The sequence below is a fragment of the Streptomyces sp. NPDC093065 genome (genome assembly GCF_044754585.1).
Taxonomy (GTDB): domain Bacteria; phylum Actinomycetota; class Actinomycetes; order Streptomycetales; family Streptomycetaceae; genus Streptomyces.
In genome coordinates this window covers 81,758-106,726 of sequence record NZ_JBIVPJ010000009.1, presented here as the reverse complement: position 1 = coordinate 106,726, position 24,969 = coordinate 81,758, and the positions used below count along the sequence as shown (strand labels likewise).

Annotated in this window: 26 protein-coding genes and 2 pseudogenes; 17 read left to right on the top strand and 11 right to left on the bottom strand. The window is 72.8% G+C overall.

Going from position 1 to position 24,969, the window contains the following annotated elements; translation table 11 throughout:
• Window positions 1-7: 7 nt before the first annotated feature.
• The 5 genes and pseudogenes from ACIQFU_RS17840 (at window position 8) to ACIQFU_RS17820 (ending at window position 4,324) form a co-directional block, all read left to right on the top strand.
• The gene (locus ACIQFU_RS17840; protein WP_402552515.1) at window positions 8-1,159 is read left to right on the top strand and encodes an energy-coupling factor transporter transmembrane component T; all 1,152 of its coding nucleotides are present in this window, start codon (window positions 8-10) and stop codon (window positions 1,157-1,159) included.
• Window positions 1,156-2,847, top strand: a complete 1,692-nt coding sequence (locus tag ACIQFU_RS17835; RefSeq protein WP_402552514.1) for an ABC transporter ATP-binding protein — start codon at window positions 1,156-1,158, stop codon at window positions 2,845-2,847. The genes ACIQFU_RS17840 and ACIQFU_RS17835 overlap by 4 nt, the downstream gene beginning before the upstream one ends.
• Window positions 2,844-3,701, top strand: a complete 858-nt coding sequence (locus tag ACIQFU_RS17830; protein WP_402552513.1) for an ECF transporter S component — start codon at window positions 2,844-2,846, stop codon at window positions 3,699-3,701. The genes ACIQFU_RS17835 and ACIQFU_RS17830 overlap by 4 nt, the downstream gene beginning before the upstream one ends.
• Before the next feature lie 63 nt (window positions 3,702-3,764).
• Window positions 3,765-3,923 (top strand): annotated as a pseudogene (locus ACIQFU_RS17825) (type II toxin-antitoxin system RelE/ParE family toxin); the annotation flags it as partial.
• Window positions 3,924-3,955: 32 nt separating this feature from the next.
• Window positions 3,956-4,324 (top strand): helix-turn-helix domain-containing protein, encoded by a 369-nt coding sequence (locus ACIQFU_RS17820; RefSeq protein WP_402552511.1) that lies wholly within the window; start codon window positions 3,956-3,958, stop codon window positions 4,322-4,324.
• 43 nt (window positions 4,325-4,367) lie between these two features.
• Here the strand turns inward: ACIQFU_RS17820 and ACIQFU_RS17815 are convergent, their stop codons facing one another.
• A complete protein-coding gene (locus tag ACIQFU_RS17815) occupies window positions 4,368-4,526 on the bottom strand; it encodes a hypothetical protein (protein WP_402552808.1) in 159 nt (52 codons plus the stop codon).
• 3 nt (window positions 4,527-4,529) lie between these two features.
• Between ACIQFU_RS17815 and ACIQFU_RS17810 the strand changes: the two are divergent.
• Window positions 4,530-4,676: pseudogene (locus ACIQFU_RS17810) on the top strand (M15 family metallopeptidase); the annotation flags it as partial.
• Window positions 4,677-4,678: 2 nt separating this feature from the next.
• Here ACIQFU_RS17810 and ACIQFU_RS17805 read toward each other — a convergent pair.
• Entirely contained in the window at window positions 4,679-5,671 is a 993-nt protein-coding gene (locus ACIQFU_RS17805) for a GlxA family transcriptional regulator (protein WP_402552510.1), read from the bottom strand.
• A 133-nt stretch (window positions 5,672-5,804) separates the two neighbouring features.
• On the opposite strand from ACIQFU_RS17805, the gene ACIQFU_RS17800 reads away from it, so the two are divergent.
• A complete protein-coding gene (locus tag ACIQFU_RS17800) occupies window positions 5,805-6,395 on the top strand; it encodes a cysteine hydrolase family protein (RefSeq protein ID WP_402552508.1) in 591 nt (196 codons plus the stop codon).
• A 21-nt stretch (window positions 6,396-6,416) separates the two neighbouring features.
• On the opposite strand, the gene ACIQFU_RS17795 is transcribed toward ACIQFU_RS17800, so the two are convergent.
• A complete protein-coding gene (locus tag ACIQFU_RS17795) occupies window positions 6,417-6,905 on the bottom strand; it encodes a DinB family protein (protein ID WP_402552507.1) in 489 nt (162 codons plus the stop codon).
• A gap of 67 nt (window positions 6,906-6,972) precedes the next feature.
• A complete protein-coding gene (locus ACIQFU_RS17790; RefSeq protein ID WP_402552505.1) occupies window positions 6,973-7,425 on the bottom strand; it encodes an ATP-binding protein in 453 nt (150 codons plus the stop codon).
• Between the two features lie 95 nt (window positions 7,426-7,520).
• On the opposite strand from ACIQFU_RS17790, the gene ACIQFU_RS17785 reads away from it, so the two are divergent.
• The 3 genes from ACIQFU_RS17785 (at window position 7,521) to ACIQFU_RS17775 (ending at window position 10,375) form a co-directional block, all read left to right on the top strand.
• The gene (locus tag ACIQFU_RS17785; RefSeq protein ID WP_402552503.1) at window positions 7,521-8,369 is read left to right on the top strand and encodes a helix-turn-helix domain-containing protein; all 849 of its coding nucleotides are present in this window, start codon (window positions 7,521-7,523) and stop codon (window positions 8,367-8,369) included.
• On the top strand, window positions 8,329-8,610 hold the full coding sequence (locus tag ACIQFU_RS17780; RefSeq protein ID WP_402552502.1) for a DUF397 domain-containing protein: 282 nt from the start codon (window positions 8,329-8,331) through the stop codon (window positions 8,608-8,610). The genes ACIQFU_RS17785 and ACIQFU_RS17780 overlap by 41 nt, the downstream gene beginning before the upstream one ends.
• Window positions 8,611-8,710: 100 nt before the next feature.
• Entirely contained in the window at window positions 8,711-10,375 is a 1,665-nt protein-coding gene (locus tag ACIQFU_RS17775; protein ID WP_402552500.1) for a hypothetical protein, read from the top strand.
• On the opposite strand, the gene ACIQFU_RS17770 is transcribed toward ACIQFU_RS17775, so the two are convergent.
• Window positions 10,329-12,437, bottom strand: coding sequence for a bifunctional glycosyltransferase 87/phosphatase PAP2 family protein (locus tag ACIQFU_RS17770; RefSeq protein ID WP_402552499.1), 2,109 nt, complete (start codon window positions 12,435-12,437; stop codon window positions 10,329-10,331). The genes ACIQFU_RS17775 and ACIQFU_RS17770 overlap by 47 nt on opposite strands.
• Window positions 12,438-12,860: 423 nt before the next feature.
• Between ACIQFU_RS17770 and proP the strand changes: the two genes are divergently transcribed.
• The 3 genes from proP to ACIQFU_RS17755 all read left to right on the top strand — a co-directional run bounded on the left by proP (window position 12,861) and on the right by ACIQFU_RS17755 (window position 15,543).
• Window positions 12,861-14,246, top strand: a complete 1,386-nt coding sequence (gene proP / locus ACIQFU_RS17765) for a glycine betaine/L-proline transporter ProP (protein WP_402552498.1) — start codon at window positions 12,861-12,863, stop codon at window positions 14,244-14,246.
• A 25-nt stretch (window positions 14,247-14,271) separates the two neighbouring features.
• A complete protein-coding gene (locus tag ACIQFU_RS17760) occupies window positions 14,272-14,763 on the top strand; it encodes a GNAT family N-acetyltransferase (protein WP_402552496.1) in 492 nt (163 codons plus the stop codon).
• A gap of 108 nt (window positions 14,764-14,871) precedes the next feature.
• A complete protein-coding gene (locus ACIQFU_RS17755) occupies window positions 14,872-15,543 on the top strand; it encodes an O-methyltransferase (RefSeq protein WP_402552494.1) in 672 nt (223 codons plus the stop codon).
• 27 nt (window positions 15,544-15,570) lie between these two features.
• Here the strand turns inward: ACIQFU_RS17755 and ACIQFU_RS17750 are convergent, their stop codons facing one another.
• A complete protein-coding gene (locus ACIQFU_RS17750) occupies window positions 15,571-15,963 on the bottom strand; it encodes a hypothetical protein (protein WP_402552492.1) in 393 nt (130 codons plus the stop codon).
• 89 nt (window positions 15,964-16,052) lie between these two features.
• On the opposite strand from ACIQFU_RS17750, the gene ACIQFU_RS17745 reads away from it, so the two are divergent.
• Window positions 16,053-16,460, top strand: a complete 408-nt coding sequence (locus tag ACIQFU_RS17745; protein ID WP_402552491.1) for a DUF1992 domain-containing protein — start codon at window positions 16,053-16,055, stop codon at window positions 16,458-16,460.
• Window positions 16,461-16,470: 10 nt separating this feature from the next.
• Here the strand turns inward: ACIQFU_RS17745 and ACIQFU_RS17740 are convergent, their stop codons facing one another.
• Both ACIQFU_RS17740 and ACIQFU_RS17735 read right to left on the bottom strand, forming a co-directional pair.
• Entirely contained in the window at window positions 16,471-17,040 is a 570-nt protein-coding gene (locus tag ACIQFU_RS17740) for a hypothetical protein (RefSeq protein WP_402552489.1), read from the bottom strand.
• 4 nt (window positions 17,041-17,044) lie between these two features.
• Window positions 17,045-17,722, bottom strand: coding sequence for a hypothetical protein (locus ACIQFU_RS17735; protein WP_402552487.1), 678 nt, complete (start codon window positions 17,720-17,722; stop codon window positions 17,045-17,047).
• Window positions 17,723-17,886: 164 nt separating this feature from the next.
• On the opposite strand from ACIQFU_RS17735, the gene ACIQFU_RS17730 reads away from it, so the two are divergent.
• Window positions 17,887-18,387, top strand: a complete 501-nt coding sequence (locus ACIQFU_RS17730) for a GNAT family N-acetyltransferase (protein WP_402552486.1) — start codon at window positions 17,887-17,889, stop codon at window positions 18,385-18,387.
• 95 nt (window positions 18,388-18,482) lie between these two features.
• Here ACIQFU_RS17730 and ACIQFU_RS17725 read toward each other — a convergent pair whose 3' ends face one another.
• Window positions 18,483-20,585, bottom strand: coding sequence for a DHA2 family efflux MFS transporter permease subunit (locus ACIQFU_RS17725; protein WP_402552485.1), 2,103 nt, complete (start codon window positions 20,583-20,585; stop codon window positions 18,483-18,485).
• A 191-nt stretch (window positions 20,586-20,776) separates the two neighbouring features.
• On the opposite strand from ACIQFU_RS17725, the gene ACIQFU_RS17720 reads away from it, so the two are divergent.
• The gene (locus ACIQFU_RS17720) at window positions 20,777-21,928 is read left to right on the top strand and encodes a peptidoglycan-binding protein (RefSeq protein WP_402552483.1); all 1,152 of its coding nucleotides are present in this window, start codon (window positions 20,777-20,779) and stop codon (window positions 21,926-21,928) included.
• Window positions 21,929-22,463: 535 nt separating this feature from the next.
• Here the strand turns inward: ACIQFU_RS17720 and ACIQFU_RS17715 are convergent.
• Both ACIQFU_RS17715 and ACIQFU_RS17710 read right to left on the bottom strand, forming a co-directional pair.
• Window positions 22,464-23,129 (bottom strand): HAD family hydrolase, encoded by a 666-nt coding sequence (locus tag ACIQFU_RS17715; protein WP_402552481.1) that lies wholly within the window; start codon window positions 23,127-23,129, stop codon window positions 22,464-22,466.
• A gap of 159 nt (window positions 23,130-23,288) precedes the next feature.
• Window positions 23,289-23,870 carry a TMEM165/GDT1 family protein gene (locus ACIQFU_RS17710; protein ID WP_402552480.1) on the bottom strand — a complete coding sequence of 194 codons (582 nt, stop codon included), beginning with the start codon at window positions 23,868-23,870 and terminating at the stop codon, window positions 23,289-23,291.
• A gap of 443 nt (window positions 23,871-24,313) precedes the next feature.
• On the opposite strand from ACIQFU_RS17710, the gene ACIQFU_RS17705 reads away from it, so the two are divergent.
• Window positions 24,314-24,958, top strand: a complete 645-nt coding sequence (locus tag ACIQFU_RS17705) for an HNH endonuclease family protein (RefSeq protein WP_402552478.1) — start codon at window positions 24,314-24,316, stop codon at window positions 24,956-24,958.
• The last annotated feature ends 11 nt before the right edge of the window (window positions 24,959-24,969 follow it).

The window sequence follows — 24,969 nt, the reverse complement described above, 5'->3', positions numbered from 1 at the left end:
GGCACGGGTGGGCGCAGGCGGCACCCTGCACGCGCCGGCAAGCGCCCCCACCCCCGCCCGCCACCAGCGCACCGGAGCCCTCCACCCCGGCGCCTGGTGGCTCTGGGCGCTATCCCTCGGCACCGCCGCCACCCGTACCACCAACCCCCTCCTCCTCACCCTCCTCATCACCGTCTCCGCCTACGTGGTGGTCACCCGCCGCCCCCACGCCCCCTGGTCCCGCTCCTACGGCGCCTTCGTCAAACTCGCCCTCGCCGTCCTCCTCATCCGCCTCCTCTTCACCACGATCCTCGGCTCCCCCATCCCCGGCACCCACACCCTCCTCACCCTCCCCGAAGTCCCCCTCCCCGACTGGGCCCAGGGCATCCGCCTCGGCGGCCGGGTCACCGCGGAGGGCCTCACCTTCGCGCTGTACGACGCGATGAAGCTGGCCACCCTCCTCATCTGCGTCGGCGCCGCGAACGCCCTCGCCAACCCCTCCCGCCTCCTCAAGTCCCTTCCCGGGGCCCTGTACGAGATGGGCGTCGCCGTCGTCGTCGCCCTCACCTTCGCCCCGAACCTCATCGCGGACGTCCAGCGCCTGCGCGCCGCCCGCCGCCTGCGGGGCCGCCCCGACAGGGGCGTACGCGGCCTGCTCCAGGTGGGTCTCCCCGTCCTGGAGGGCGCCCTGGAACGCTCCGTCGCCCTCGCCGCCGCGATGGACGCCCGCGGCTACGGCCGTACCGCGCGAGTACCGGCCCCCGTCCGCCGCACCACCGCCGCCCTCACCCTGGGCGGCCTGCTCGGCATCTGCGCGGGGACGTACGGACTGCTGACCGCCGCGGGCGGCACGTACGGCATCCCCGTCCTGCTGGCCGGTGTCGCCGCCGCCGTCGCGGGCCTGTGGCTCGGCGGCCGGCGCACGGTCCGCACCCGGTACCGCCCGGACCGCTGGGACGCCCGCGCCTGGCTGGTCACCGCGTCCGGCGCGACGGTCGCCGCCCTGCTCTTTCTCGCCGCCGCCCGCGACCCGGCGGCGCTGCACCCGGGCGTGGTCCCCCTGGTCGCCCCGTCCCTCCCCCTGTGGCCGGCGGCGGCCGTACTCGTCGGTCTGCTCCCGGCGTTCATCACCCCCGCACCCGAGCCCGCCGTGAAGACCGCCGTGAAGGAGCCGTCGTGATCCGCTTCGAGGACGTGTCGGTCACGTACGACGGCGCCACCGAACCCACCGTCCGGACCGTGGACTTCGAGGTCCCGGAGGGCGAACTGGTCCTGCTCGCCGGTCCTTCCGGCGTCGGCAAGTCCACCGTGCTCGGCGCGGTCGGCGGTCTGGTCCCGCACTTCACCGGCGGCACCCTGCGCGGCCGGGTCACCGTGGCCGGGCGCGACACCCGCACCCACAAGCCGCGCGAACTCGCCGACGTGGTGGGCACGGTCGGCCAGGACCCGCTCTCCCACTTCGTGACGGACACCGTCGAGGACGAACTGGCCTACGGCATGGAGTCGTTGGGACTGCCCCCCGACGTGATGCGCCGCCGCGTCGAGGAGACCCTCGACCTGCTGGGCCTCTCCGACCTGCGCTCACGCCCCATCGCGACCCTCTCCGGCGGCCAGCAGCAGCGGGTCGCCATCGGCTCGGTGCTCACCCCGCACCCGGAGGTCCTGGTCCTGGACGAGCCGACCTCCGCCCTGGACCCCGCCGCCGCCGAGGAGGTCCTGGCCGTCCTCCAGCGCCTGGTCCACGACCTCGGTACGACGGTCCTGATGGCCGAGCACCGCCTGGAGCGGGTGATCCAGTACGCCGACCAGGTCGTCCTGCTCCCGGCGCCCGGCGAGGCCCCGCTCATCGGCGCCCCGGCGGACGTGATGGCGGTGTCCCCGGTGTACCCGCCGGTGGTGGGCCTGGGCCGGCTGGCGGGCTGGTCCCCGCTGCCGCTGACGATCCGGGACGCCCGCCGCCGAGCCGCGCCCCTGCGCGAGCGCCTGTCCGACCGGGAGATCCCGGACCACACCGCGTCACCGTCCGCCCCTCTCCCCGCGCCACCCGCCCCGCGCCCCGTCACCTCCCGTTGGCGCCGCCGCGAGAAGCGTCCGGTGAACCCCTCGGCGCCCACCCCGTACGCCGCCGAGGTCCGCGCCCTCGCCGTGCGCCGCGACCGCGTCCAGGCCCTGCGCCACGTCGACCTGGCCGTCTCCCCCGGCGAGACGGTCGCCCTGATGGGCCGCAACGGCGCCGGGAAGTCGACCCTGCTCTCGGCGCTCGTCGGCCTGGTCGAGCCGTCGGCCGGTTCGGTCCGGGCCGGGGACGCGGTACCGCACCGTACGGCCCCCCGCGACCTCGTACGCCGGGTCGGCCTCGTCCCGCAGGAGCCGCGCGATCTGCTGTACGCCGACACGGTGGCCGCCGAGTGCGCGGCAGCCGACCGGGACGCGGACGCGACGCCCGGCACCTGCCGCGCCCTGCTGTCGGAACTGCTCCCCGGCATCACGGACGACACCCACCCCCGCGACCTCTCGGAGGGCCAGCGCCTCACCCTCGCCCTGTCCGTCGTCCTGACCGCCCGCCCTCCGCTCCTCCTCCTGGACGAGCCGACCCGCGGCCTGGACTACGCGGCCAAGGCCCGGCTGGCCGGCATCCTGCGCGGCCTGGCCGCCGAGGGCCACGCGATCGTGCTGGCCACGCACGACGTGGAACTGGCCGCCGAGCTGGCCCACCGGGTGGTGCTGCTCGCCGAGGGCGAGGTCATCGCCGACGGCCCGGCGGCCGACGTGGTGGTGGCCTCCCCGTCGTACGCCCCGCAGGTGGCGAAGGTGCTGGCGCCGAGGAAATGGCTGACGGTGGCGCAGGTACGGGAGGCGCTGGCATGACCGGGAGCCGTGTCACCCCCCGCGACCGCCAGGCCCGCGCCGTACGCCTCGGCCCACGCTCGGTGGCCGCCCTGGTGCTGGTCAGCGCCGTGGGCGTGGCGGGCTTCGGGTGGCCCTTCCTGGCCCCGCCGGACGCGTCGCTCAACGCGCACGCGCAGGACGCGCCGTGGCTGTTCGCGGGCGTGCTGGTGCTGCTGGTGGCGGTGGTGGCGGCGACGATCTCGGAGTCGGGCCTCGGTCCGAAGGCCGTGGCGATGCTCGGCGTCCTGGCGGCGGCGGGCGCGGCCCTGCGTCCCATCGGCGCGGGGACGGCGGGCCTGGAGCCGATGTTCTTCCTCATGGTCCTCAGCGGCCGGGTCCTCGGCCCCGGCTTCGGCTTCGTCCTCGGCTCGATCACGATGTTCGCGTCCGCGCTGCTCACGGGCGGGGTGGGGCCGTGGATGCCGTTCCAGATGCTCGCGATGGGCTGGTTCACGATGGGCGCGGGCCTGCTCCCGGGCCCCGACCGCCTGCGCGGCCGCGCGGAGCTGCTGATGCTGGCCGCCTACGGCTTCGTGGCCGCCTTCGCCTACGGCACGGTGATGAACCTCGCGGGCTGGACCTTCATGAACACCCTCGCCTCGAACATCGCCTTCGACCCGGACGCGTCGATCACGGACAACCTGGCCCGCTTCCTCGCCTACTGCCTGTCGACGTCGCTCGGCTGGGACGGGGGCCGCGCCGCCATGACGCTCGTCCTGACCCTCGCCCTCGGCGCCCCGCTCCTGAAGGCGCTGCGCCGCGCGACCCGCAGGGCGGCCTTCGAGGCGCCGGTCACGTTCGAAAAGGCCGACGAGGTGAGCCGCCCCACGTGAGCCGCTTCACCTACGAAGCGGCTTCGCACATACGGGCATACAAAAAACTGTATAGTTCAGCCTGTGGATGATCCATGGCAACTGGAGATCGAGCCGGAGGTCCGCACGTGGCTGGAACTGCTGTCGGACCAGCAATACGGCAAGGTCGAACGGGCGGCTGACATGCTCGCGGCCCAGCCGACCACCTTGGGCGAGCCGTACGCGCGTCACCTCGGCGGCAAGCACAGTTACGAGCGGAGCGAGGAGGAGACGCTATGAATCACTCTCAGTGGAAGACCAGCCGAGCTCGCAGACTGCTGGGCGAGCACGCCGAGGAATCCACCGCATACGTGAATGCCGGGTACGCCTTCGCACTGGGGCAGGCGGTGTACGACCGTCGTAAGGAGCTCGGTCTGTCGCAGAACGAGTTGGCACGCCGGGCGTCCATGACCCAGCCGCAGATCTCCAACATCGAGGGCGGCGACTCTGTACCGACCCTGCCTCTTCTGACCCGACTCGCCAAGGCCCTGGACGCGGCGCTCACGATCGACCTCGACGGCGACAGCTCGACATTCGCCTTCAGCGCCCACGAGGACGGCACGCCTGGGGAGGTTCCGCCGAGGGGTCGTTCCTCAGTGGCTTGAGCACGCCCACCTCTCGGTGACAAGAAGCAGGGTGGTCCCGGCGTCAGCGGTTCAGGTCCAGTACGGGAAGACCGCGCCCCTCGTACGCCTTCGGAGCGACCGTGACGATCAGCGCGTCCGCACCCCGCTCGGGCAGGTGCCGAGCGGCGTGGATCGCCGCGCCGATCCCTGGCGGCACTCCGTCGCGGCTCAGCTGTGCCACCGACACCGTGCCGTGCTGGGCACCGCACTCACAGCGGCGGGCCTGGTCAACTACCCGACGGAGTGGTGGCACTGGTCGTACGGAGACCGCTACTGGGCCATGGCGACGGGCGCGGGTGCCGCGTGCTACGGCCCCGCGGAACTGGGCTGACCTCAGGCCGCGCCCGTCCGGAAGCGGCGGCGGTACTCGGTCGGGGTCGTGTCCAGTCTGCGGCGGAAGGCTCTGACCAGGGTGTCGACGGTGCCGAAACCGCAGGCGGAGGCGACGCGTTCCAGGGTCGCGTCGGTGGATTCGAGCCGGTGGCGTGCCGCTTCCACGCGCGCCGACTCGACGTAGGCGTACGGGGTCGTGCCGAGTTCGGTCTTGAAGACGCGGGTGAGCTGCCGGTCGCTGACGTGGGCGTGGGCCGCGAGTTCGGCGACGGTGAGCGGCGCGGCGATGTTGCGCATGATGTGGTGCCGGAGGTCCTCGACACGCCGGGTGGTGGAGACCTGCTCCAGCGGCACGCTGAACTGGCTCTGCCCGCTCGGCCGTTTCAGGTACATCACGAGTTGCCGGGCCACCCGCAGCGCCACCGCCTCGCCGAGGTCGTCGGCGACCAGGGCGAGGGAGAGGTCGAGGCAGGAGCTGATGCCCGCGCCGGTCCACACGTCGCCCTCGCGGATGAAGATCGGGTCGGCGTCGACCTCGACCGCCGGGTGCTCGTCGGCGAGTTGCCGCGCGGTCGACCAGTGCGTGGTGGCCCTCTTGCCGTCGAGGAGCCCGGCGGCGGCCAGGACGTGCGCTCCGACGCAGACGGAGGTGACCCGCCGGGTCCGTTCCGCGAGGCGCCGCACCCACTCGACCACGACGGGGTCGGTGACCGCCCGCACCCGCCGCCGGGCGTCGGTCTCGACCGCGCCGGGCACGATCAGGGTGTCGATGCGCCGCGCGGACAGGTCGTCGAAGGTGACGTCGGGCAGGACGCGGACACCGGCGGCAGTGGCGACCGGGCCGGTGGTCGCGGCGGCGAGCAGCACCTCGTAGCCCGCCGCGTCCTCCGTCTCGCGTCGCGCGAGGGAGAACACCTCCGGCGGCCCGGTGACGTCGAGCAGGTCGACGCCCTCGAAGAGCACGACGGCGATCAGTCGTCCGACGGAGTTCACGGTTCCTCCCGCGGTCACACGGCCATGTCGGTATCTGCAGGTTAGACGACATTGCCGACATCGCCGGGCGAGCCGTAGCGTCGTAGGAGCAGGCCAACGGCCCTCACCCACACCCGGATCCAAGGGAGTTCCCATGCCCAGAACCACGCTGCGCCGCCTCAGCGGACTCGACGACACCCCCGCGAAGCTCGCCGACTCCACACTGGTCCTCGTCGACTACCAGAACACCTACACGACCGGCGTAATGGAACTGGACGGCTGGCAGGCCGCGCTGGACGCGGGCGCGCGGCTGCTGGCCCGCGCCCGCCGGGAAGGCGCCAAGGTCATCCACGTCGTCCACGACGGCGGTGAGGGCAGTCCGTACGACGTGCGGGCCGAGATCGGGCGGATCCACCCGAGCGTCGCCCCGGCCGACGGCGAACCCGTCGTCACCAAGAAGGCGCCGGACTCCTTCTACGGCACCGACCTGGGCGAGCACGTCGACGCGGCCGGCAACAACGACCTCGTCGTCATCGGCTTCATGACGCACATGTGCGTGACCTTCACCGCCCAGGGTGCCTTCCTGCGCGGTCACCGCCCCACGGTCGTCGCCGACGCCTGTGCCACCCGGGCCCTGCCGGTCGCGGGCACCGAACTCGACGCCCACCAGGTGCACTACGGCGCCCTCGCCACCGTCGCCGACATGTACGGGGTCGTCGTGCCGTCGCAGGAGTCCCTGACCTGACAGGTGTTGCGGGGCCGGTGCTCAGCGAGGTCCGAGCCCCGTGCGGCCGTCGAGGAGTTCGCGGACGACGTCCAGGTGTCCGGCGTGTCGTGCGGTCTCTTCGACGACATGCAGGATGATCCCGCGCAGGTCGGCGAGTTCGTCCCCCAGGGGCTCGGGGTGACGACCCCGCGGGAGTGCCGACAACGGCGTGCGGGCGATCACCGCGTCGGAACGGCGGCACTGGTCGTCGTAGAAGGCGAAGACCACCTCCGGCGCTCGCGGTGTCGTCAGCGGGGCGTGGTCGTCGGACCACGGCAACGGATCGGCCGCTCCGGTGACGACCTCCTGGAACCAGTGCCTCTCCGCGTGCCCCAGATGTTCTATGAGCCCGAGGGGCGTCCAGCCGGAGGGCAGGACCGGCGTGGTCAGTGCCTGCGTGTCGAGCCCGTCGACAATGGCCAGCACACTGGCCCGCTGAGCCGCGAGAAACGCCGAAAGCGTCTTCTTCTCCTTGCTCTCCGTATCCATACGCGCATGGTGCCAGGGGCCACTGACAAGCGCGGCAGCAGACGCCGGCGGTGAAGAACGCTCGTGGTCAATGCATCTGGGGCGGGGCGAGGGCGCCCCCGCACTCGAACCACACCGTCTTGCCGCCCCTCGGCCCCGGCCCCACACCCCACTTGTCGACCACCGCGTCCAGCAGCACCAGCCCGCGGCCGCACTCCGAGTCGTCGCTCACCGGCCCGGTCGGCACGGGCTGCCGGGGGCTGCCGTCCGCCACCTCCACCCGGACCCCGCTCCCGTCGCCGACCATCCGCCGCTGCAACAGCAGCGCGCAGCGGCGGTCCGGGACATGGCGCACGACGTTCGCCAGCAGCTCGGTCACGCCGAGTTCCACCGCGTCGGTCAGCTCGGCGAGGTCCCACTCGCGCAGGTACGAGCGGACGATGCGCCGGACGTGCCGCGCCGAGTGCGCACCGGCCGTGAAGCTCATCCGGTACTGGTTCGCGCAGTGGCCCACGAGGACCGAGGGAAAGTATTCGTTCACGGCACGAGCCTGACGTCGCACGACTACCGTGGGCTACGGAACGGATACAACCGGTCCCTCCGTGGACCGAGTTGGACGAGAGAGGGCCTCCGCGCATGACCCACATCAACGTCCTCGACCCGGGTGCGTCACCGCTCGACTACTACGGCTTCGAGCTGCGCCGCCATCGGGAGGCGGCCGGGCTCACGCAACGGCAGCTCGGCGACATCGTCAACTACACCGGCTCCCTGGTGGGCCAGATCGAGACGGCCCGGAAGCTGCCGACGCCGGAGTTCAGCGAACGGGTGGACGCGGCGCTGGGGACGGGCGGGTTGCTTTCCCGGCTGGTCACATTGGTGATGCGCACCCAGCTTCCGGCTTGGTTCCAACAGATGGCCGAGTTGGAGGCACGCGCGGTCGAGATCTGCGCGTTCCAGACGCACATGGTCCACGGCCTGCTCCAGACTGACGCCTACGTACGGGCCGTGCTCGGTACGTTCGACCCGACCGACCTCGACGACCGCACCGCCGTGCGGCTCGCTCGCCAGCGCATCTTCGAGACGCAGAGTCCACCGGTCTTCTGGTCGATCGTCAGCGAGGCCGCGCTGCTTCAGACCATCGGCGGGCGGGAGACGATGCGTGGCCAACTGGGCCACCTCTTGTCCTTCGAGGACAATCCCCGGATCAACGTGCAGGTGCTGCCGTTCTCTGCCGGTGCGCACCCGGGGCTCACAGGCTCGTTCAGTATCTTCCGCTTCGCGAGCGACCCGGCCATCCTCTACACGGAGAGGTACGGCAGCGGCCATCCGACCGCCAACCCGGAGAGCGTCAAGGACTGTTCACTCCGTTACGATCATCTTCGAGCCGCCGCGCTCTCCCTGAAGGACTCGGCGGCATTGATCCGCCGGGTGATGGAGGAACGCTATGGCGAGCAAGGCGATGCCGACGACGATCCAGTGGCGTAAGTCCAGCTACAGCAGCGACCAGGGCGGCGAATGCCTGGAGTGCGCGCCGCTCGGTCGCCTGGCCTGGCGCAAGTCGTCGTACAGCGGCGACCAGGGCGGCAACTGCGTCGAGGTCGCCGAGGTGGCCCGCCACGCCACCGTCGCCGTCCGTGACTCCAAGACCCCGGCGGGCCCGGTCCTCACCCTGGCCCCCGCCACCTTCACCGCCTTCGTCGGCTGGGCGACCGCCGCCGGCGAGTAATCAGGCCCGGTCCGGGCCAACGTTTCCGTTCGAATTATCGTCTTCGCACGTGTGTCCACGCCGGGCACCCCCCGACGACGCCGAACGGAACCCCCCGACCGTGGCCCCTGCCGAACTCACCGTCCCCCGGCCCGAACAGCGCCGGTCCGGACGGCCGGGCGACGCCCTGCGCGCCTTCGGGCACCGGCATCGCGTGCCGCTGCTCGCCACGTTGCCCACCATCCCGCTCTACGCGGTGTGGTGGGCGTTTCTCGCCACGGGCGGCGGTGACCTCGCCGCGCAGGAGGCGTGGGCCGACTTCGCCTCCCGGCACGGGGGTTCGGCGTACGGGCTGTTCTGGTACGGCGGGATGCACACCGCCAACTACAGCGTCGTCTCCCCGTACTTGATGGCGGCGCTCGGCGTGCGCACCGTCACCGTCGTGTCCGGTCTCGCCGCCTCCTGGCTGGCGGCCGTGCTGATGGTGCGGGGCGGGGTGCGCCGGCCCGTGTGGCCCGCGCTGCTCGCCTCGCTCGCGCTGTGGTGCGACGTCGCCTCGGGCCGGACCACCTTCGCGCTCGGTGTCGCCCTCGCGCTGGCGGCCTGCGTGCCGCTGGTGCGGGAGCGGCGGCCGTGGCTCGCCGCCGGGTACGCGGCGCTGGCGACGGCGGCCTCGCCGGTGGCCGGGCTGTTCCTGGCCGTCGTGGGGGCCGCGTTCCTGCTGGTACGGGACTGGCGGCGGGCCCTGGTGCTGCTCACACCCCCGGCGGCCGTCGTCGGGCTGACGACGCTGCTCTTCCCCTTCACCGGGGAGCAACCCATGCCGGCGGACCGCATATGGCCGCCGGTCGTGCTCGGCCTCGCCGTCACCGTGCTGGCCCCGCGCACCTGGCGGGTGGTCCGGTGGAGCGGGGCCGTCTACGCGCTCGGGACCGTGCTGACGTATCTGATCGCCTCGCCGGTCGGCACGAACGTCGAGCGGTTCGCGGAGCTGTTCGCGCCCGCCGTGCTGCTGGCCGCGCTGCTCTCCGCTCCGCGCCCGGCGCCCGCGGCCGGCACGCGGCGGCCGGGGTGGCTGCTGCCGGGGCTGCTGGCCGTCGCGCTCGTCTACTCCGCCGGGTGGGTGGGGAAGAAGACCGTCGACGACTTGAGGGTGTCCACCGTCGTGCCGGCCTGGGCCGCCGAGACGGACGGCGTCGTGGACGCGCTGGAGGGGCTCGGTGCCGGCCGCACGCGGGTGGAGGTGGTCCCCGCCCGCAATCACCGCGAGGCCACCCTGCTCGCCCCGCACGTCAACCTGGCCCGCGGCTGGAACCGGCAGCTCGACGTGGAACGCGGCCGCCTCTTCTACGACGGCACCTTCTCCGTGGCCGCCTACCGGGAGTGGCTGGACCGCTGGGCGGTCGGCTTCGTCGTCCTCCCGCTCGGCAGACCGGACGGCCCGGCCACGGCGGAAGCGGCGCTGGTGCGGGACCCGGAGCTGCGGCCCGAGTGGCTGGAGCCGGTCTGGCGGGACGCGCACTGGCAGGTCTACCGGGTGCGGGACGCCGTACCGCTCGTCTCTGCGCCCGGCACCGTCGTGTCCACCACCGGTGCCGACCTGGTGCTGCGCGTGGACAAGCCCGGCGCGGTGAGCGTGCGGGTCGCCTGGTCGCCGTGGCTGCGCAGCGACGGCGGGTGCCTGACGCGGGACGGCGAGTTCGCCCTGCTGACGGTCGAGGCGCCCGGCGAGTACCGGATCAGCTCGCGGTACGGTCCTTCGCCGGGGCCGGGGGGTCGCTGCTGACGCCGGCCGCGGGTTCCCCGGCCGGCTTCGTCGCCTCGTCCGCCGTAAGCGCCGTGACGGCCGTGACCGTCCTGGCGCGCGGGCCCTGGAACCAGTACGTCAGTCCGAAGCCCGCCGCGACCACCGCGGCGCCGCCCACCGCGTCCAGGACCCAGTGGTTGCCGGTCGCCACGATCGCCGAGACGGTGAAGAGCGGGTGGAGCAGGCCCAGGGCCTTCATCCACATCCTCGGCGCGATGACCGCGATCACCACCCCGCACCACAGCGACCAGCCGAAGTGCAGCGACGGCATCGCCGCGTACTGGTTGGTCAGGTGCGTCAGCGTGCCGTAGTCCGGCTTCGTGAAGTCCTGCACGCCGTGCACCGTGTCGATGATCCCGAGGCCCGGCATCAGCCGCGGCGGGGCCAGCGGGTAGAGCCAGAAGCCGACCAGGGCCAGCAGCGTGGCGAAGCCCAGGGAGGCGCGGGCCCAGCGGTAGTCCACCGGGCGGCGCCAGTACAGGACGCCGAGGACGGTCAGCGGGACGACGAAGTGGAACGACGTGTAGTAGAAGTCGAAGAAGTCCCGCAGCCAGCCGATCTTCACCACCGCGTGGTTGATCGTGTGCTCGATGTCGAGGTGCAGGAACCGTTCGAGGTCGAGGATCTGCGTGCCGTGCTCCTCGGCGCGCGCCCGGCCCGCCGAGTTGCTGCCGCCGGTCGCCGCGAGGCGCACCTGGGAGTAGGCGGCGTAGGTGACCCGGATGAGCAGCAGCTCCAGGAGGAGGTTGGGGCGGGTGAGGACCCGGCGTAGGAACGGCAGCAGCGGGACGTGCTTGAAGCGGGTCGGGACGGGCGGCGCGTAGGCCGTCGGCACCGGGGTCTGGAAGTACGGCGACGTACGCGGCAGGAAGGGCACGGCGACCGCGGCGGCCAGCGCGGCGAGCAGCACGACGTTGTCCCGCAGCGGGTAGAGCGCCGCCATGTTCGGCAGCATCATCTTCGCGGGCAGCGTCATCACCAGGACGACGGCGACCGGCCACACGTACCGGTCGGAGGCCCGCTTGCCGACCCGGCCGACGACCGCGGGCAGCACCCACAGCAGCTGGTGCTGCCAGGTCGCCGGGGAGACGACGACGGCCGCGCAGCCGGTGACGGCGACCGCGAGCAGCAGCTGCCCGTCACGGGCGTAGCGCACGGCCCGGCGCAGGGCGAGGACGGCGACGGCGGCACCGAGCAGGAGGAAGAGGGCGATCTCCAGGGGGCCGTTCAGGCCGAGGCGGAGCAGGACGCCGTGCAGCGACTGGTTGGCGAGGTCGTCGGCCTCGCCGCCGAGGCCGACGCCGGCCATGTGGTGCACCCAGTACGTGTACGAGTCCTGCGCCATGGCCGCCCAGGCGACGGCGGTGCAGACGACGAAGGTGATCCCGGTCGTCGCGGCGGCGCGTCTGCGGTCGGTGAACCACAGCAGGGGTACGAAGAGGAGGACGGTGGGCTGGAAGGCGGCGGCGACGCCGATCAGCACGCCGCCGACGCGGTCGCCCCGCACTCCCCGTACGGCGAAGCAGCCCAGCAGGACGAGGAGGACCGGGATGATGCTGGTCTGCCCGAGCCAGAACGCGTTGCGCACCGGGAGGGACAGCATCAGCAGGCTGATGGCGACCGGCGCCGCCAGCAGCGCCGTACGGCGTCCGACGGGCTGGGGCAGGGCGCGGGCGGCGACCAGGCCGAGGGCGACGACCAGCAGCAGCGAGCCGAAGGTCCAGCCCCAGCCGAGGGCCTGTTCGGCGGCGCGGGTGAAGGGTTTGAGGACGAGGCCGACGAACGGGGTGCCGGTGAACTGCGTGGAGTCGTAGAGGGACCCCTCCACGTGCAGGACGCCGTGCTCGCCGACCCAGGTCTCCAGGTCCGTCAGACGTTCCCCGCGCGGGGTGCCGAGGACCGCGGCCACCTGTCGTACGGCCAGGACGGCGGCGATCAGCCACAGGCCGAGGCGTGCGACGCGCAGCCGTGCTCTGGTCGCGTCGGCGGCCGAGGCTCCGAAGGACTCCGCCGGTCGCCCACTGTGCTCCGCATTCGCCACGCCTCGTCGGCCTCCCGCCCCGTCCGTACCGTCCGCACGTACACCCTACGTACCGCATTCGTGTACGCGGTGTGTCGTCCCTGCGAACCCTATGAGGCTCGCACCTCCCCCGCAGGAAGACGCGAGCGGCCCCGTTCCACCTGACAGCCGCCCGCTTTCCGGTCCGGGGAGCGAGAAGGATCACAGCTCGCGGGTGGCGGAACCGCACGCGGCGCGCGCATGTCCCCTGCGTGTACACCATTTTGGTGCACAGTGCAACGAAAAGCATACCGGGCGTAAACGGCGCATCAGCGCCTATGGTCGCTTTTCTGCCCGTGGCCGAGTGCCGCGGGCCTTTTCCGGCCCGGCGACAGCGCCGCCGTGCGGGTCGTGGCGTTCCCCGCCTCCGTCCCCCGTCCCCGTCGAAAGCAGGCGAGCGTAGTTTTGTCGGCCGCCCCCGTTGTCGCTCTTCCGTCCGGTACGACCCCCGCACCGTCCGTCCCGCGTGCCTCCGGCGCGCCCACCGCCACCGATCCCGCCCTCGTCCGGCGTGCCGTCAAGGCGGCGGCGCTGGGCAACGCGATGGAGTGGTTCGACTTCGGTGTCTACAGCTACATCGCCGTGACGCTGGGCAAGGTCTTCTTCCCGTCGGGCAACCCGACCGCGCAGCTGCTCTCCACCTTCGGCGCCTTCGCGGCGGCGTTCCTGGTGCGTCCCCTGGGCGGCATGGTCTTCGGTCCGCTCGGGGACCGGGTCGGGCGGCAGAAGGTGCTCGCCGTGACGATGATCATGATGGCGGCGGGCACGTTCGCCATCGGGCTGATCCCGTCGTACGCGACGATCGGCGTCTGGGCGCCGGTGCTGCTGCTCGCCGCGCGGCTGGTGCAGGGGTTCTCGACCGGCGGCGAGTACGCGGGCGCGTCCACCTTCATCGCCGAGTACGCGCCGGACCGGCGGCGTGGGTTCCTCGGCAGCTGGCTGGAGTTCGGCACGCTCGCCGGGTACATCGGCGGTGCCGGTCTGGTGACGCTGATGACGGCGCTGCTGTCGGACGGCGACCTGACGTCCTGGGGCTGGCGCATCCCGTTCCTGATCGCGGGCCCCATGGGCATCGTCGGCCTGTATCTGCGGATGCGCCTGGAGGAGACGCCGGCGTTCGCGGCCGAGGTCGAGAAGGCCGAGGCGACGCGGCGGAAGGTGCCGCTGCGGGAGATGATCACGGGCCAGTGGCGGGCGCTGCTGCTCTGCGTCGGCCTGGTGCTGGTCTTCAACGTCACCGACTACATGCTGCTGTCGTACATGCCGAGCTATCTGACCAGCGAGCTGAAGTACGACGAGACGCACGGGCTGCTCGTGGTGCTGGGCGTGATGGCGCTGATGATGGTCGTCCAGCCGTTCGCGGGCGCGCTGACCGACCGGGTCGGGCGGCGGCCGGTGATCGCGGCGGGCTGCGCGGGCTTCCTGCTGCTGTCCGTCCCGGCGCTGCTGCTGATCCGCGAGGGCAGCCTGCTCGCGGTGGCCCTGGGCATGGGCGCGCTGGGACTGCTCCTGGTCTGCTTCACCGCGTCGATGCCGTCCGCGCTGCCGGCGCTGTTCCCGACGCGGGTGCGCTACGGCTCGCTGTCGATCGGCTTCAACGTCTCGGTGTCCCTGTTCGGCGGGACGACGCCGCTGGTGGTGACGGCGCTGATCGGGGCGACGGGCGACATGATGATGCCCGCGTACTACATGATGGCCGCGGCCGTGGTCGGCGGCGTCGCGGTGTGGTTCATGACGGAGTCGGCGGGACGCCCGCTGCCGGGCTCGGCACCGGCGGTCGAGGGCCGCTAGCCGTCCTGTCTGCGAGACTGCCGGGATGATGATCGGACTCGCGCGCGAGCAGGACTTCGAAGGCTTCCTCGGCCTGGCGGCCCAGGTCGAGCACTGGTTCGGCCCGATGGTCGAGGACGCCGGGTTCCACGACGCGGTGCGCGAGCACATCCGCCGGAAGACGGCACTCGTCGCCGTCCCCTCGGCCCCGGACGCGGGCACCGGCGCCGGCACGGACCTGCTCGGCGGGCTCCTGTTCGGCGCGGACGCGCCGGTCCACCACGTCCACTGGCTGGTCGTGTCGCAGCAGGCCCGCACGGGCGGCGTGGGCCGTGCGCTGATGCGGGACGCGATGCGCAGGTGGGTGCGGGGACCGGGCCACATCGAGGTGGTCACGTTCGGGGCCGACCACCCCGGCGCCGTGGCGAGCGGCGCACGCGTCTTCTACGAGCGCCTCGGCTTCACCCCCGCCGAGACGGTGGCCCCCGGCCCGGAAGGCGGCTCCCGACAGCTCTTCCGCCGCACCCTGACCGCGTAACACCCGCGCACCACCGGCAACGGGGGTATCTTCGTTAGCGGACCTACTTAGGGCATCTACTTAGTGCACCTACTTAGAGTAGTTAACGACGCACACGGGAGGCCCCGCATGAGCGATTCGCAGCTCTGGGACGACGTCGACGGCTACTTCATCACCCACCTCTCGCCCGACGACGACGCTCTGGCCGCTGCCCGCAGGGAGAGCGACGCCGCCGGGCTGCCCCCGGTGAACGTCGCCGCCAACCAGGGCAAGCTCCTCCAGCTCCTCGCCCAGATCCAGGGCGCCCGCACGGTGCTGGAGATCGGCACCCTCGGCGGCTACAGCACCATCTGGCTGGCCCGCGCCCTGCCCGCCGACGGCCGCCTGGTCACCCTGGAGTACAGCGCCCGGCACGCGGAGGTCGCCACCCGCAACATCGCCCGCGCCGGCCTCGACACCCTCGTCGACGTGCGGGTGGGCCCCGCCCTGGAGTCGCTGCCCGAGCTCGCCGACGAGAACCCGCCGCCCTTCGACCTGGTCTTCATCGACGCCGACAAGGGCAACAACCCGCACTACCTCGAGTGGGCCCTGAGACTCACCAGCACCGGCAGCCTGATCGTCGTCGACAACGTGGTCCGCGGCGGCCGGGTGGCCGACGCCGGCGAGACCGCCGACGACGTGCGCGGCACCCGCGCCGCCATCGAGCTGATCGGCGGCCATCCGCGGCTCAGCGGCACCGCGGTCCAGACGGTCGGCACCAAGGGGTACGACGGGTTCGCGCTGGCGCGCGTGCTGGCCTGACCGCCGGCCCGGCAGTCGGGCGTGGGGCTACGCCTCGTGGTAGAAGCCGACGTTGACGCTGCGCGGCTCGGCGCGGTCCTGCACCACGACCTCGCCGCTGCCGCCCCTGGGCAGCGGCACGGTGCCGCCGTACGGCAGGGACTGAAGGTGTTCGCCGACGGTCAGCCGGACCTCGCTGGAGGGGTCCGGCTGGGAGCCGCGCAGCCAGCTCAGCCGCCACGTGCCGTCCGCTCCGCAGCGGAACTCCAGGTGGACCCGGGAGACGAACAGCCAGTCGTCGGGCGTCGACAGCCGGCACACGGACCGGTCCCTGCCCACCCGCAGCACCGCGTCCGGCTCGCTGGGCGCGTCGGCCATCTGCATACCGGCCGTGGCACCCGCGTCCGCCGCGGTGACGGCGGCCATGGTGAGTTCGAGCACGTGCGCTCCTTCGAGGTCCGTCGGCTTGTCCGCCGCCGCATGATAGATCGGCCCGTGGAGCGATGTCCGGCGTCCGGCACAATGGGGTCATGACCGAGCGAAAGCCACCCGGCGTCGACTTCGAGTCCTGGGTCGACAAACAGATTCGAGACGCGGACGCACGCGGTGAGTTCGCCGAGCTGCCCGGCGCGGGCAAACCCCTGCCGAGCGAGATGGACGGCACCTACGACGAACTGTGGTGGGTCAGGCGGAAGATGGCCCGCGAGGGCTTCTCCGTGCTGCCGCCCACGCTGGCCCTGCGCAAGGAGGCGGAGGACGCCCTGGAGGCGGCGGCGAAGGCCCCGTCGGAGCGGGTGGTCCGCCGCATCGTCGAGGAGATCAACGTCAAGATCCGCGAGGTCATGTTCAAGCCGCCGCCCGGCCCTCCGCTGGGTCTGAAGCCCTACGACGTCGAAGAGGTCGTACGGCAGTGGCGGGAGGGCCGGGCGGAGCGGTGACGCCCGTCGTTCACAGGCGCATCAGACGGTCCGCCAGTTCGCGGTAGTCCCGCAGGGTCAGGCGGAGTTGCTCGGTGTCCGTGCCGGGCGCGCCGCCGTCCTGCCCGGCCTCCTGCCAGGAGGTGCGCAGGGTCTGCCTGCGGTGCGCCACGGCGTCCGTGAAGGCGGCGGCGATCTCCTCCAGGACCCGGTCGGCCTCCTCGACGGAGGCACGCGGCGCGTCCACGAACCCGGCCACCGCGTGGTGCAGCCGCTCACCGAGCCGGTCGGACGCGCCGGACGGGAGGAGCGACCGGGCCGACGGGGCCGACGCGGGGGTGCTCTCCGGGGCCGTCGGCCCGGGAGCGGGCGCCGGGACGGCCTCGGTGGTGGTGCGGGACGCGGGGGCGGTCGCGGTGTCGCCCTCGACCGGGGTGCCGGAAACGGTGCCGGGCGGGGTGGTGGTGCCGGAGCCGACGCCGGTGCCGGGCTCGGCAGGGGTGTCGGGGCCGGCGGCCGCGCCGGGATCGGCGGCGGTGTCGGGGCCGGCGGCGGTGTCGGGGCCGACGGTGGTGCGGTGTTTGCGTGTCACGTCGGTCATCGCCTCAGCTCTCCTTCGGCCGGCGCTTGCCGAGCGACCACGCGTGCGGCGCACGGGCGGCCTCGGGTGCCGGTTCACCGGCTTCCGTACGGGCCCGCCGCCCACCGCCGCCGTCGTCGTGGCGGGCCGGGCGCATCAGGGCCTCGAACAGCGCGCGGGCCTCGACCATGGACTCGCGCATCTCCTCCGTGCCCCCACCGCCGTCCCCCGCGCCGTCCACACCCGTGTGCGTCGCGCGGTGCACGCGGCGGTAGCCCTCGACGTGATGGGCGTGGTGCACGGACAGCGCCGTGAGCTGCTCCTCGTACTGCCCGCCGTCCGGGAAGCCCCGGGCGCCGGCGAGTTCCGCGAGCAGCCGGTCCGCCTCGGCGACCGCTTCGCGCGGGGAGTCGACGAAGCGCTCCTGGGCCGAGGTCCAGGCCGCCTCGAAGCGCTCGCGATCGGCGGGCTCCAGGGGACGCGTGTGCAACGACCCGTGCCGTCGCACCCGTTCGGTCAGTTCGCGTTCGGCGGCCTTGGTGTCGCCGTCGTGCCGGGCCACGGCCAGGTCGTACTCGGGCCCGAAGCGGCGCTTCAGGTTTCCGCCGTGCTGGGGGCCCCGTGCGCGCAGGGCAAGGACGGCCGCGACGACGAGCACGACCGCCACGATCACGATCAAAGCGATGATCACGCCTGTGGACATGAGTGCCTTCCGGTTTTTCGGCCTGCCGGCTCTCCGAGCGGGCCGGTTCGCGGTTCGGGTTGCCCCCGAGGCCGCGCTCAAACGGTGCACGGCGTGCGCCGACGGCACATCGGTGGGAAAATACGCTTGCTCCGTCCGCCGGCCCCCTGCCGACAATGCCGGTCATGACCTGGACCGTTGCCCCGGAACCGTACGACTCCCCCGTCGCCGCCGCTCTCTGGCGCGCCTACTACACGGAGGTGAGCGACCGCTGGTACCGGCTGCACGAGGGACGCTGCACCGACCCGGAAGAGCTGGAGCGGGAGATCGCCGCGTACCCCGGCGCCGACCTCGTGCCGCCCCGGGGCGGGCTGCTGGTCGCGCGCCACGGCGGTGAACCGGCCGGTACCTCGGGCGTACGGCTCCTCGACGACACGACCGCGGAGCTGACCCGGGTGTTCCTGCACGCCGGGATGCGCGGCCGGGGCGGCGCCGCGCTGCTCGTACGGGCGGCCGAGGAGCTGGCACGGGCGCTCGGGGCCGAGCGCATGGTCCTCGACACGCGCGGCGACCTCGTCGAGGCCCGCGCCCTGTACGCACGCCTCGGCTACACCGAGACCGAGGCGTACAACGAGAGTCCGTACGCCGAGCACTGGTTCGCCAAACGGCTGCGCCACGGCTCCTGACGGCGGCGCACACCGTGCCCCCCCCTGGCTGCCGCTGACCGCCGCTGTCTGCCGCTGTCTGCCGCTGTCTGCCGCTGTCTGCCGCTGACTGTCGCTCAGCCGGTCCGCGCGGGCGTGCGCCCCTTGCGCCGTTCCCCGCCCTCGCGCCCCGTGCGCCTGGCCTGCGGGCGTTCCCGGTCCGAGCCGCACAGTTCGCCGGTCAGTTCCCGCACGAGCTGCACCAGGTCGGTCGGACGGTCCGGCCCCCACCAGTCGCCGAGCAGTTCGGCGAGGGAGTCCTCGCGGACCAGCGCCAGTCGTTCGGCGACCTCGCGGCCCCGGCCGGTGAGGACCAGGTCGGGGCCCTCACGGACGGCCAGGTGCCGTTCCTCCACCTGGCGTGCGGCCGCCATCACGGTGGCCAGGGGGACGGGGCTGCGCTCCGCGAGCTGGGCCGGCTCGACCCGGCCGTACCTCCTGACCCGCAGCAGCATCCAGCTCGACGCGGGCAGCAGGTCGTACCCCGCCCGTGCGGTGATCCTGCGGTAGATCTCCCGGCGGCCCTCCCGGGTGCCGAGCACGGACAGGGCACGGCACACCTCGTCGTGCGAGGACCGCTCGACCGGGTTGCTGGCGAGGGTCTGGGTGGCGTCCGGCGCCGTGACCGAGCCGCGCAGCCGGTCCTCCTTGAGGAACCAGGCCAGGAGGAAGGCGAGGAGGGCGACGGGGGCGGCGTACAGGAAGACGTCGGTGATGGAGGAGGCGTAGGCGTGGATCGCCTCGGGGCGCAGCGCGGGCGGCAGGGCGCCGATGCCGCGCGGGTCGGCCTTGAGGGTGTCCACGGAAACGCCTGGCGGCAGGGCGGCGCCCCGGAAGGCGTCGGTGAGCTGGTCGCCGAGGCGGCTCGCGAAGATCGTGCCGAAGATGGCCACGCCGAACGACGCGCCGATGGACCGGAAGAAGGTCGCGCCGGAGGTGGCGACGCCCAGGTCCTCGTAGGGGACGGCGTTCTGCACGATGAGGACGAGGACCTGCATCACCAGGCCGAGGCCCAGGCCGAAGACGAAGAAGTAGGCGCCCACCTCGGCGGTGGCGCTGTTCTCGTCGAGCCGGTGCAGCAGGAGCAGCCCGAGGGTGGTCACGGCGGTGCCCGCGACGGGGAACACCTTCCAGCGGCCGGTACGGCTGACGATCTGCCCGGAGACGGTGGACGACAGCAGCAGGCCGAACACCATCGGCAGCATGTACACACCGGACGTGGTGGGGCTGACACCCCGCACGACCTGCAAGAACGTCGGCAGGTACGTCATCGCCCCGAACATCGCGAAGCCGATGACGAAGCTGATGACGGCGGAGAGCGTGAAGGTGCGGACGCGGAAGAGCTTGAGCGGCAGGACCGGCTCGGCCGCCCTTCGCTCCACGGCGACGAAGAGCACGGCCAGGATCACCGCCAGCACCGCGAGACCGATGATCTGCGGGGAGCCCCAGGCCCAGGTCGTGCCGCCGAGCGAGGCCACCAGGACCAGGCAGGTGGCGACGGAGGCGATGAGGAGGGTGCCGAGGTAGTCGATGACGTGCCGGGTGGTGCGGCGCGGGATGTGCAGGACCGCCGCGATCACGGCGAGCGCGACGATGCCGACAGGCAGGTTGATGTAGAAGACCCAGCGCCAGCTGAGGTGCTCGGTGAAGACCCCGCCGAGCAGCGGCCCGAGCACGCTGGTCGCGCCGAAGACCGCGCCGAACAGCCCCTGGTACCGGCCGCGTTCGCGGGGCGGGACCAGGTCGCCGACGATCGCCATCGACAGCACCATCAGCCCGCCGCCGCCCAGGCCCTGCAGGGCGCGGAAGGCGATCAGCTCGGACATGCCCTGCGCGATGCCGCACAGCGCGGAACCGACCAGGAAGACCGCGATCGCCAGCTGGAACAGCCTCTTGCGCCCGTACTGGTCGCCGAGCTTGCCCCACAGCGGGGTCGCGGCGGTCGCCGCCAGGAGGTACGCGGTGACCACCCAGGACAGGTGCTCGAGGCCGCCCAGATCACTGACGATGGTCGGCAGCGCCGTCGAGACGATGGTCTGGTCGAGCGCGGCGAGCAGCATGCCGAGCAGCAGGGCCCCGATGGAGACGAGCACGCCGCCGGCGACCTGTTCGCGCTCCCCCGGCGCACCGGACCGTGGCTCCGGGTCCGCCTCCGCCCTCTCGCGCACATCTCCGGCCATGTGGACCTCCACGGATGTCATGACTCTCACGGGTGCCGACGCGCACTGCCCATCCTGGTCGGTGTGACCGGATATGGCCGTTTCAGTCCTCCGGGAAGCCGGTATTCCGGGGGCGTGTGCGCGGAAGTGTGGAGAAGATCTGCATAATCTCTGGAGTTCGCGAGGGGAGTCGCGAGGGGAGGGACGAACGCGTGGAGCAGCAGAGTGATCCGTCGCAGGAGGGGCCTGCGAGGGCCTCGTGCCCGGAGTGCGGCACACCGAGGGCGGCGGACAACACGCCGTCCTGCGCCTGCGGAACAAGGGCGTCCGACGCCCTGCGCGACGCGCGCACCGCCCAGGCGGCAGCGGCGGAGGACTTCGACCCGCTGCGCATACGGCCGTACGTCGAGCTGGACGGGGCCGGGGAGCCCTCCGGTACGCCCGACGCGTCCGAGGCGCCCGGTGAGCACCCCGTCGCGCCCGCGCCCGACCCGGACGCCACCATGACGCTGCGCGCGGTCGTCGCCGGTGCCGATTCCGGTGCGGGTGCCGATGCCGAGGCCGGTTCGCCCGACGGGGGTACGAAGGCGACCTCCGCGCTGCCGACGCCCCTCGCCCCCTCGGCCGACTCGCCCAGCGCGCACGACCTGCGCCTGTTCGAGGCGTCCGCCACCGCACCCCTCCCGCGGGTCCCGGGGACGGAGGGCACGGGCGGCGGACGGCCCCCGCGCGGGCGCCGCAAGGGCGTGCTGCTGAGTGCCGCCGGTGCGGTCGTGGTGGTGGTCGGCGCGGCGGGGTACGCCAGCGGGTTGTTCTCGTACGACACCCCGTCGCGGGACGGGGCGTTGCCGGACGAGGTCCGGGCGAGCGTGCCGGACCCGTCGATCGGCGAGGCGTCCCGAAGCGCGGAACCGAGCGCTTCCGCGGCCTCACCGACGCCCTCCGCGTCCCCCTCCCCCGCCGCGTCCGCCTCGTCATCGGCCGGCGTGAGCGCCTCGGCCCCTCCGTCCCCGTCCAGCAGTGCCGGCACCTCGCCGACATCGTCCCGGCCGGCCGAGCCGACACAGAGCACGACCGCGCCGGCCGACGGCCCCTCGCAGGAGTCCGAGTACGACGACGACGCCCCGGGCGACGGCCCCACGCTGCAGCGCGGCGACCAGGGCCCGGAGGTCGTGGAACTCCAGCAGCGCCTGGCCGGGTTGAACCCGAGGATGTACTGGGGCGACCTCAACGGCGACTTCAACCGCCAGGTCGAGGACGCGGTCCGCCAGTACCAGTGGTTCCGCGGCATCTACACCGACGGGGTCGGCGTCTACGGCCCGGACACCCGCCACAGGCTCGAGTCGGAACCGCAACAGCGCTAGCCGCGAACGCCGCACGACGGAAGCCGCAGGACGGCGGCCACACCCCACGTGCCGTGAGCGAGAGCCCCGCCCCCGACCCGGTAGGGCTGGAGCCGCCCACCGACCCCGAGGGCGGAGGCGACGCCGGACGCCCCAGGCCGAGAACCGCGCCCTCGAACCCGCGAGTCGAGAGCCGCGCGACGGGAGCCGTAGGGCTGAAGCCACGCGACCGGCGCCGGCAAGACGGAAGCCGAGCCACCGGCCCTCCAGAGCGGGCGCCACACCGGATGCCCCAACCCGGGAACCACGCACTCAGACCCACAGGACAAGCACCACGCGACGGAAGCCGTACAGCAGAAGCCGCCAAGCCGGCCCCGGCAAGGCGGAAGCCGTGACCGGAGCCGCAGGGCAGAGCCGCGCGCTCGGGCCAGCAGGGCGAGAGCCGCGCGACGGGAGCCGCAGCGCCACGAGAACCCCACCACGCGCACCCTGGGGCGAAAGCCGCCCCGACCGGACTCGTGGTGCGGGAGCCGTGGGGCGGCTCGTGTGGTGGCCCTCAGCCGATGTGCAGGCGCAGCGTGCCGTTCTCGTCGGTCTCGACGCGGACCCGCGTCAGGTCCTCCACGACCACGTCCGGCCCGTGGAGCCCGGCGCGCGGCCCGACTCCGACGACCCGCATCCCGGCGGCGCGCCCGGCCGCGATGCCGGCGCCGGAGTCCTCGAAGACGATGCAGTCGGCGGGGGCGACGCCCAGTTCGGCGGCGCCCTTGAGGAAGCCCTCCGGGTCGGGCTTGCTCGCGCCGACCGACTCGGCGGTGACCCGGACGTCCGGCTGCGCGAGCCCGGCGGCGGCCATCCGCGCGGTGGACAGGGCCACGTCGGCCGAGGTGACCAGGGCGTGCGGCAGACCGCGCAGCGAGGCGAGGAACTGAGGCGCCCCGGGGATCGCGACGACGCCCTCGGTGTCGGCGGTCTCCTCGGCGAGCATGCGCGCGTTGTCGGCGTGGTTCTGCTCCATGGGCCGGTCCGGCAGCAGCAGCGCCATCGAGGCGTAGCCCTGCCGTCCGTGGACGACCTTCATGACCTCGTCGCCGTCCAGCCCGTGCCGGTCGGCCCAGCGCCGCCAGACGCGCTCGACGACGGCGTCCGAGTTGACGAGGGTGCCGTCCATGTCGAGCAGCAGGGCACGGGCGGGCAGAACGGTGGTGGCGGTGGCCGTCATCGGCAGACTCCAAGGCGCGGGGAGGAAACAAGGCGGCCCCGCCCGCCGGTCAGGGAGAACGGGCGGGAGCCACTTTGTTCACCCACGGTACAAAACAGACCGGGGATCGCGCCAGCGGGCCCGCCCCACCGGGGCCCGCCGACCCCCCGCCGGCCCCGCTCAGCCGGCGATCGCCTCCCACAGGCTCCACACGCCAAGACCCAGCATGAGCACGGCCGCGATCTTCGTGATCAGACCCAGCGGCACCCGCTTCATCAGGGCCTTTCCACCGACGATGCCGAGCCCGGCCACCGCCCACAGCGCGAGCACCGCGCCGAGGCCGACGGAGAGCGGATCGTCGTAGCGGGCGGCGAGGTTGGCCGTCATGATCTGCGTCAGGTCGCCGAACTCGGCGACCAGGATGAGCATGAATCCCGCCCCGGCGACCTTCCAGAAGGACTGGTCCCGCGGCTTGCGGATCTCCTCGTCCTCGTCGTCCTTCTTCATCAGCAGCACGGCGGCGCCGCCCAGGAACAGCACCCCGGTCACCGCGTGCACGATCTGCCGCGGCAGCAGGGTCAGCACGCTGCCGGCCGCGACCGCGAGCACGACGTGCAGCAGGAAGGCGGCGGCGACGCCCGCGAAGACGTACGAGGCGCGGTAGCGGGTGCCGAGGACGAGGCCGGCGAGCGCGGTCTTGTCCGGCAGCTCGGCGAGGAAGACGACACCGAAGACGAGCGCCGTCACGGTCAGGCTGATCAAGGTTCCTCAATCGGTCGGGGCCACCCCACCGAGAGTGCTGGTTGCGCGGACTTCACGACCCGCGACGCGAAACACCTCGGCACGGCAGCACACGGATCCACCCGTGCCGTACGGCACGGGCGTGCACTGCTTGCCGAAGGTCTCGCTGGCCGGCCTCGCGCACGAGGCCTGCCTCCGGGCGCCGGCTCAGGCGTGCTGAGCAGTATGTCGACGGTCCGGCGAAGAGCTACTCCCCTTCTGCGCCGTCCATAGTACGCGACCCTCCGGCCGGGACCGAGGGCCGAAGGTCCCGCCCGCGACTCTTGTCACGAGTCCCGTCGCACTCCTAGACGTGCCATGCACACGTCACTAACTTCTAACCGACCGCACACCTGTGCGCCATGCGGCGTCGCGAGCATTCCCCTGCCCGCGTCCCAACACCCCCACACTCCAAGGGAGTTCGCATGCCGAAGTTCTACGCGCGTCGACGGCTCGGTTTCCTCGCCGCGCTCACCGGGCTCATAGCCTCCGCCGGGCTCCTCAACGGCCCGGCCGCCTCCGCCGCCCTCCCCACCCCGGTCAGCGCCGCCACCGCCCGCTCCTACCTCTCCTCCCTCACGGTGGCCACGGAGAACCGCACCGGCTACGACCGCGACCTCTTCCCGCACTGGATCACCCAGTCCGGCTCCTGCAACACCCGCGAGACGATCCTCAAGCGCGACGGCGAGAACGTCGTCACCAACTCCTCCTGCGCCGCCACCAGCGGCACCTGGTACTCCCCCTACGACGGCGCCACCTGGTCCGCCTCCTCCGACGTGGACATCGACCACGTCGTCCCGCTCGCCGAGGCCTGGGACTCGGGCGCCGGCTCCTGGACCACCTCGCGCCGTCAGTCCTTCGCCAACGACCTGACCCGGCCTCAGCTCATCGCGGTCACCGACAACGTCAACCAGTCCAAGGGCGACCAGGACCCGGCCACGTGGATGCCCTCGCGCAGCGCCTACCGCTGCACGTACGTGCGCGCCTGGGTGCAGGTGAAGTACTACTACGACCTCTCGGTCGACTCGGCGGAGAAGTCCGCCCTGCAGGGCTACCTCGCGAACTGCTGACGCCCCGTCCG